Origin of the sequence: Acidovorax sp. (assembly GCF_046339755.1) — a bacterium.
Lineage (GTDB): Bacteria > Pseudomonadota > Gammaproteobacteria > Burkholderiales > Burkholderiaceae_C > Acidovorax.
Map to the genome: position 1 here is coordinate 1 of NZ_JBKDTZ010000102.1, position 6,721 is coordinate 6,721.

General features: G+C 70.4%; 6 protein-coding genes. 5 read left to right on the top strand and 1 reads right to left on the bottom strand.

The window, feature by feature from the left end; all coding sequences use genetic code 11:
* Positions 1–897 (bottom strand): LysR family transcriptional regulator (locus ACK59X_RS08335; protein ID WP_409956416.1); only part of this gene is annotated, 897 nt, incomplete at its 3' end.
* A gap of 113 nt (positions 898–1,010) precedes the next feature.
* Here ACK59X_RS08335 and ACK59X_RS08340 point away from each other — a divergent pair.
* The 5 genes from ACK59X_RS08340 to ACK59X_RS08360 all read left to right on the top strand — a co-directional run bounded on the left by ACK59X_RS08340 (position 1,011) and on the right by ACK59X_RS08360 (position 6,712).
* Complete coding sequence (locus tag ACK59X_RS08340) at positions 1,011–1,961, top strand: hydroxymethylglutaryl-CoA lyase (RefSeq protein ID WP_409956417.1); 951 nt, start codon at positions 1,011–1,013, stop codon at positions 1,959–1,961.
* Positions 1,962–1,986: 25 nt separating this feature from the next.
* Entirely contained in the window at positions 1,987–3,153 is a 1,167-nt protein-coding gene (locus tag ACK59X_RS08345) for a CaiB/BaiF CoA transferase family protein (protein ID WP_409956418.1), read from the top strand.
* A gap of 40 nt (positions 3,154–3,193) precedes the next feature.
* A complete protein-coding gene (locus ACK59X_RS08350; protein ID WP_409956419.1) occupies positions 3,194–4,183 on the top strand; it encodes a tripartite tricarboxylate transporter substrate binding protein in 990 nt (329 codons plus the stop codon).
* Between the two features lie 129 nt (positions 4,184–4,312).
* Positions 4,313–5,608 carry a homogentisate 1,2-dioxygenase gene (gene hmgA / locus ACK59X_RS08355; protein WP_409956420.1) on the top strand — a complete coding sequence of 432 codons (1,296 nt, stop codon included), beginning with the start codon at positions 4,313–4,315 and terminating at the stop codon, positions 5,606–5,608.
* Positions 5,609–5,662: 54 nt separating this feature from the next.
* The gene (locus ACK59X_RS08360; protein WP_409956421.1) at positions 5,663–6,712 is read left to right on the top strand and encodes an Ldh family oxidoreductase; all 1,050 of its coding nucleotides are present in this window, start codon (positions 5,663–5,665) and stop codon (positions 6,710–6,712) included.
* Positions 6,713–6,721 lie beyond the last annotated feature (9 nt).

Here is a 6,721-nt window from a genome sequence, read left to right on the forward strand (position 1 = left end):
CAGCGCCGCCTGGTGCAGGTGCTCCACCAGCATGCGCGCGGCGGGTGACAGCTTCTTTTCGTCGTGGAAGCAGACGGCAAAGCGCCGCTGCGCCCAACCGTCCGTGAGCGGCAGAACGCGCACGCCCAGGCTCGCGGCCACGGGCTCGGCCACCTCGCGCGGCACCACGGCAATGCCCAGGCCGGCACGCACGCAGCGCATGGACGCATCGAAGGTGCTGACCACAGCGCGGTAATTGACCGGCCGCCCGATGATGGCCTCCGCGCGCGCCAACATGGTGTGCACGGCGGTCGACGCGGGCAGGCCCACGTGGTCGAACGCCAGCGTGTCCTCGAACGCGCAGCGCTTGCGCCGCGCCAGCGGGTGCGACAGCGGGGTGATGATGGCCAGGTGGTCGCGCCGGTAGCTGCGGGTCTGCAGGCCGCCGAGGTCGGCCGTATCCCAGCACACGCCCACGGGCACCACGCCCTCGCGCAGGCTGCGCACCAGCTCGCTGCTCACTGCCTCCTCGATGTCCACGCGGATGTCGCGGTGCGCTGGCACCTGCAGGAAGGCGGCGATGTCGTCGGGCAGGAACTCGGCAATCGAGGACACCGAGGCCAGGATGCGCACCTGCCCCGTGATACCGTTGCCATACGCCGCCATGTCGCGCCCCACGCGGTCGCCCGCGGCCAGCATGGCGCGGGCGTGCTGCAGCAGGATCTCGCCCGCGCCCGTGGGCACCACGCCGCGGCGGCGCCGGTCGATCAGCGCGTGGCCCACCTGCTGCTCCAGCTGCGCCAGGCGCTTGCTGATGGCAGAGGCCACGATGTGGTGCTGCTCGGCGGCACGGGCGATGTTGCGCGCCTCGCAGACGGCGACGAACAGGCGCAAGGTGGTGAGGTCCAGGTCTCGCATGGGTCTAAAAGGGATCTGCCATTCCAGTTTGGAACGCCAAGGCTTCCAGAATACCGCTTTTGCAATGCATCGGGAATGTCTACAGTGCCATCCAAGATCCTGGAGACAACGACATGCCCCCCACGAGCGCCCGCCTGCCCCGCGCCGCCACCATCCGCGAAGTCGGCCTGCGCGACGGCCTGCAGAGCATTGCCACCATCCTGCCCACCGAGCACAAGCGTGCCTGGATCCACGCCGCCCACGCGGCCGGCCAGCGCGAGATCGAGGTCGGCTCCTTCGTGCCCGCGCGCCTTCTGCCGCAGCTGGCGGACACTGGCGAGCTGCTGGCCTATGCCAAGACCTTGCCGGGCTTGTTCGCCTCGGTGCTGGTGCCCAACCTGCGCGGCGCCGAGAGCGCGATTGCGGGCGCAGCCGACCTGATGATCGTGCCGCTGTCGGCCAGCCACGCCCACAGCCTGGCCAACCTGCGCAAGACGCCCGACGAGGTGGTGGCCGAGGTGGCGCGCATCCGTGCGGCACGCGATGCAGCAGGTTCGCGCACCCTGATCGAAGGCGGCGTGGGCACGGCCTTCGGCTGCACGCTGCAGGGCACGGTGGACAAGGCCGAGGTGCTGCGCCTGATGCAGGCCCTGCTCGACGCCGGTGCCGACCGCGTGAGCCTGGCCGACACCGTGGGCTATGCCGACCCCGCCATGGTGCGCGACCTGTTCGAGGACGCCGTGCGCATCGCGGGCGAGCGTTTCTGGTGCGGGCACTTCCACGACACGCGCGGCCTGGGCCTGGCCAATGTCTACGCCGCGCTCGAAGTGGGTGTGGACCGCTTCGACGCCTGCCTGGCCGGCATCGGCGGCTGCCCGCATGCGCCCGGCGCCAGCGGCAATGTCTCGACCGAGGACCTGGCCTACCTGCTGGGCAGCATGGGCGTTGCCACCGGCATCGACATCGCCCGGCTGCTGGAACTGCGCGGCCAGGTGGCCGGCTGGCTGGCCGGCGAGACCCTGCACGGCACGCTGTGGCGCGCCGGACTGCCCAAGACCTTTCCCCAGGCAGCGCTTGCCGCCTGAATTGCCCCGCCACCAGGAATCTGCCATGAGCACCCCCACTGAAGCCCGCCTGCCCCTCACGGGCGTCCGCGTCCTCGAATTCACCCACATGGTCATGGGCCCCACCTGCGGCATGGTGCTGGCCGACCTGGGGGCCGAGGTCATCAAGGTCGAGCCGCCCGGCGGCGACAAGACGCGCGAGCTGCCGGGCCTGGGGATCGGCTTCTTCCGCTCGTTCAACCGCAACAAGAAGAGTGTGGTGATCGACATCGCCACCGAAGAGGGCCGCGCCACCGCAGCCGAGCTGGCAGGCACCTGCGACGTGGTACTGGAGAATTTCCGGCCCGGGCTGATGGCCGGCTTCGGGCTGGACTACGCCACGCTGTCCGCGCGCTACCCGCGCCTGATCTACGTGACACACAAGGGCTTCATGCCCGGCCCCTACGAAAACCGCCTGGCGCTGGACGAGGTGGTGCAGATGATGGGCGGCCTGTCGTACATGACGGGCCCGGTCGGCCGGCCGCTGCGCGCGGGCACCTCGGTCAACGACATCATGGGCGGCATGTTCGGCGCCATCGGCGTGCTGGCGGCGCTGCGCGAGCGCGACTTCACCGGCCGCGGCCAGGAGATCCAGAGCGCGCTGTTCGAGAACTGCGTGTTCCTGGCCTCGCAGCACATGCAGCAGTTCGCCATGACGGGCGAGGCACCGCCGCCCATGCCCTCGCGCGTGTCGGCCTGGAGCGTGTACGACGTGTTCACGCTGGCCGGCGGCGAGCAGCTGTTCATCGGTGCGGTCAGCGACAAGCAGTTCCTCACGCTGTGCCGCGTGATCGAGGCGCCCGAGCTGGCGGCCGACCCGGCCCTGGCCACCAACGCGCTGCGCGTGGCGGTGCGCCCGCAGCTGCTGCACAAGCTCGGCGCCATCCTGCAGCACCACCGCGTGCAGGAACTGGCACCGAAGCTGGAGGCCGCCGGCATCCCCTACGCGCCCATCGTGCGGCCCGACCAGTTGATGGACGACCCGCACCTCAAGGCCAGCGGCGGCCTGGTGCCCATGCAGACCGACGACGGGGGCACCACCGACGTGGTGCTGCTGCCCCTGCGCATGGACGGGCGCCGACCCGGTGTGCGCAGCCCGCTGCCCAAGGTGGGCGAGCACACCGAGGAAATCCTCGCCGGCCTGGCCCGCCGCGCCGACCGCGTACCCGCCTGACCCTTTTCACCACACAAGAATCATCCAGGAGACAAACACCATGCAAGCCACCCCCATCCCCCACCTGAACCGCCGCCGCGCCGCCCTGCTCCTCGCCGGCCTGGCCCTGTGCGGCGCCGCCGCCACCGTGCGCGCCAACGACAAGCCCATCCGCATGGTGCTGCCCGTGGGCGCCGGCTCGGGTGTGGACACCATCATGCGCGCCGCCGCGCCGCAGCTCATCAAGGCGCTGAACGGCCAGCCCGTGGCCATCGAGAACCTGCCGGGGGCCGGCGGCATCACCGGGGCCTCGGTCATCGTGCGCGCGCCGGCCGACGGGCTCACGCTGGGCGTGGTGTCCAACAACCACGTGGTCAACCCCAGCGTGTTCAAGAAGATGCCGTTCGACGCCGTGGGTGACATCACGCCGATCTCCGTCGTCGGCGCCACGCCCTTCGTGCTGGTGGTCAACCCCAGGGTCGCCGCCAAGAATGCCAAGGAGCTGCAGGCCCTGCTCAAGGCCAAACCCGACGGGTACAACTACGCCTCCTCGGGCAACGGCACCATCATCCACCTGGCTGGCGCCATGTTCATGGAGGCTGCGGGCGTGGATGTGCGCCACATACCCTACAAGGGCGTGGGCCCGATGGTCACGGACCTGATGAGCGGCCAGGTCGAGATGGGCGTGGTGGCCCTTCCCGCCGTGCAGGGCCAGCTCAAGGCCGGCTCGCTGCGCGCCATCGGCATCATGGGCAAGCAGCGCGTGCCCTCGCTGTCCGACCTGCCGACCATTGCAGAGCAGGGCTTCCCCGACGTGGACATTGCCGGCTGGTTCGCCGTGGTGGGCCCGGCCAAGCTGCCGGCCGCCGAGGTCAAGCGCCTGCATGCCGCCGTGGTGGCCGCCTTCGCCATGCCCGAAACCCGGGACGCCATGGCCAAGCAGGAGAACATCATCAACCCCATGTCGCCCGAAGCCTCGCTGCAGTTCTTCAAGACCGAGCAGGAGCGCTACGCGCGGCTGGTGAAGAAGGCGGGCGTCACGGTCGAGTAGGAATCTCCCTGGCCGCCGGCAGCGGTATTGCGGGCCGCGCAGGAAACCTGCGCGCGAACCGCCGCACAATGGGCCGTGAAGGCGCGGCCATCGGGGGCCGCGCCCACCCCCACCTTGCACGCCCACACCATGAGCACCCCTTACCAATCCGGCTTTGGAAATGAATTCGCCACCGAGGCGCTCGCGGGCGCCCTGCCCGTGGGCCGCAACTCGCCGCAGCGCTGTCCCTACGGCCTGTATGCCGAACAGCTGAGCGGCACGGCCTTCACCGCGCTGCGCGCGGACAACCGCCGCTCCTGGCTGTACCGCATCCGCCCGTCGGCCATGCACACGCCGTTCGAGCGCATCGACCATGGCCGCATCGTGAGCGACTTCAGCGCCGTGCCCACGCCGCCCAACCAGCTGCGCTGGAGCCCCCTGCCCATGCCCACGGAGCCCACCGACTTCGTGCAGGGCATCGTCACCATGGCCGGCAATGGCGACCCACACGCCCAGAACGGTGCGGCCATGCACCTGTACGCGGCCAACCGCTCCATGGAGCGGCGCGTGTTCTACAACGCCGATGGCGAGATGCTCATCGTGCCGCAGCAAGGCCGCCAGCGCTTCGTGACGGAACTGGGCGTGATCGACGCCGAGCCGCAGGAGATCGTGGTGATACCGCGCGGCGTGCGCTTTCGCGTGGAGCTGCCGGACGGCGAGGCGCGCGGCTACATCTGCGAGAACTATGGCGCCAACTTCCGCCTGCCGGACCTGGGGCCCATCGGCTCCAACGGCCTGGCCAACCCGCGCGACTTCCTCACACCGCATGCCGCCTACGAGGACATCGACGCGCCGCACGAGCTGGTGGCCAAGTTCATGGGCCACCTGTGGGCCGCGAAGATGGAGCACTCGCCCATCGACGTGGTGGCCTGGCATGGCAACTACGCGCCCTACAAATACGACTTGCGTCGCTTCAACGCCATCGGCTCGATCAGCTACGACCACCCGGACCCATCGATCTTCCTGGTGCTGCACAGCGCGTCGGACACGCCGGGTGTGAGCAACATCGACTTCGTGGTCTTCCCGCCGCGCACCCTGGTGATGCAGGACACCTTCCGTCCGCCCTGGTTCCACCGCAACATCGCCAGCGAGTTCATGGGCCTGGTGCACGGCGTCTACGACGCCAAGGCCGAAGGCTTCATGCCCGGCGGCGCCAGCCTGCACAACAGCATGACCGGCCACGGGCCCGATGCCGAGACCTTCGAGAAGGCCAGCAATGCCGATCTCTCGATGCCGCACGCCATCAAGGACACCATGGCCTTCATGTTCGAGACCCGCTGCGTGCAGCGCCCCACGGCGCAGGCCCTGCAGTCGGCCCAGTTGCAGGACGACTACTACCGCTGCTGGCAGGGCCTGCGCAAGCATTTCAACACCGAGCGGCCCTGACCTCGCGGGGCCCAGGCCCCGATGGTCGCGGCCGTGCATCCAAAGTCCCTTCGCATGACCGCAGCTGCCCTGCTCCCTACCCCCACCCTGCTCGCCTGGATGGCCGATGTGCTCATGGCCCAGGGCGTGGCCGCACAGCCTGCCCTGCAGACTGCAGGCCTGCTGCTGCGCACCAGCCTGCGCGGCATCGACACGCACGGCATCTCGCGCCTGCCGGGCTATGTGGAACGGCTCGCTGCCGGCGAGGTGAATCCCCGCGCCGTGCCGCGCATCGAGTCCGATGCCGCCGGCTGGCTGCGCTGCGATGGTGACGGCGGGCTGGGCCAGGTGGTGGCCAGCTTCGCGCTGGAGCAGGCCATGGCCCGGGCAAGCCAGCAGCCCCTGGTGGCCTGCCACATCCGCGCCACCGGCCACCTGGCCGCGCTGGCGGTGTACGTGGCGGCAGCAGCGGAGCAGGGCTTCTTCGCCTTCCTGTGCCAGCGCACGCCGCCGGTCATGGCGCTGCCGGGCGCCAGCGGCCCGGTGATCGGCAACAACCCCCTGGCCTTTGCCTTGCCGCTGGCAAGCCACGCGCCCCTGGTGTTCGACATGGCCAACAGCGTGGTGGCACGCGGCCACGTGGCCCAGGCCGTGCGCGAGGGGCAACACCATATTCCGCCCGAATGGGCGCTGGGCCCCGATGGGCAGCCGACCAGCGACCCCGTCCTCGCCTTGCAGGGCGCCATGCAGCCCATCGCCGGGCACAAGGGCCTGGGGCTGGCGATGCTGGTCGAGTGCCTGGCGGCGAGCATGGGCGGCGTCACCTCGGCACCGGAGGCGGGGGCCGGTACAGCAGGGTCCGCCGCCAACGCCAGCGCCTTTGCGCTGGTGATCAACCCTGCATTGACCACCGGGCGCGAGGCCTTGGATGCCAGCGTACAGGCCTGGATGCAGACCTACCTGGCGGCCAGCGGCCCTGGCGCCCGCTACCCGGGGCAACGCCAGGCCGAGTGCGAGCAGCAGCGCAGCCGCGATGGCGTGCCCGTATCCGCCGGCCTGCTGGCCGAGTTGCGCGCAGTGGGTGAGCGCGCGGGCCGCCCGCTCCCGGCAGGCATCACCCCGTGAGCCTGGCCT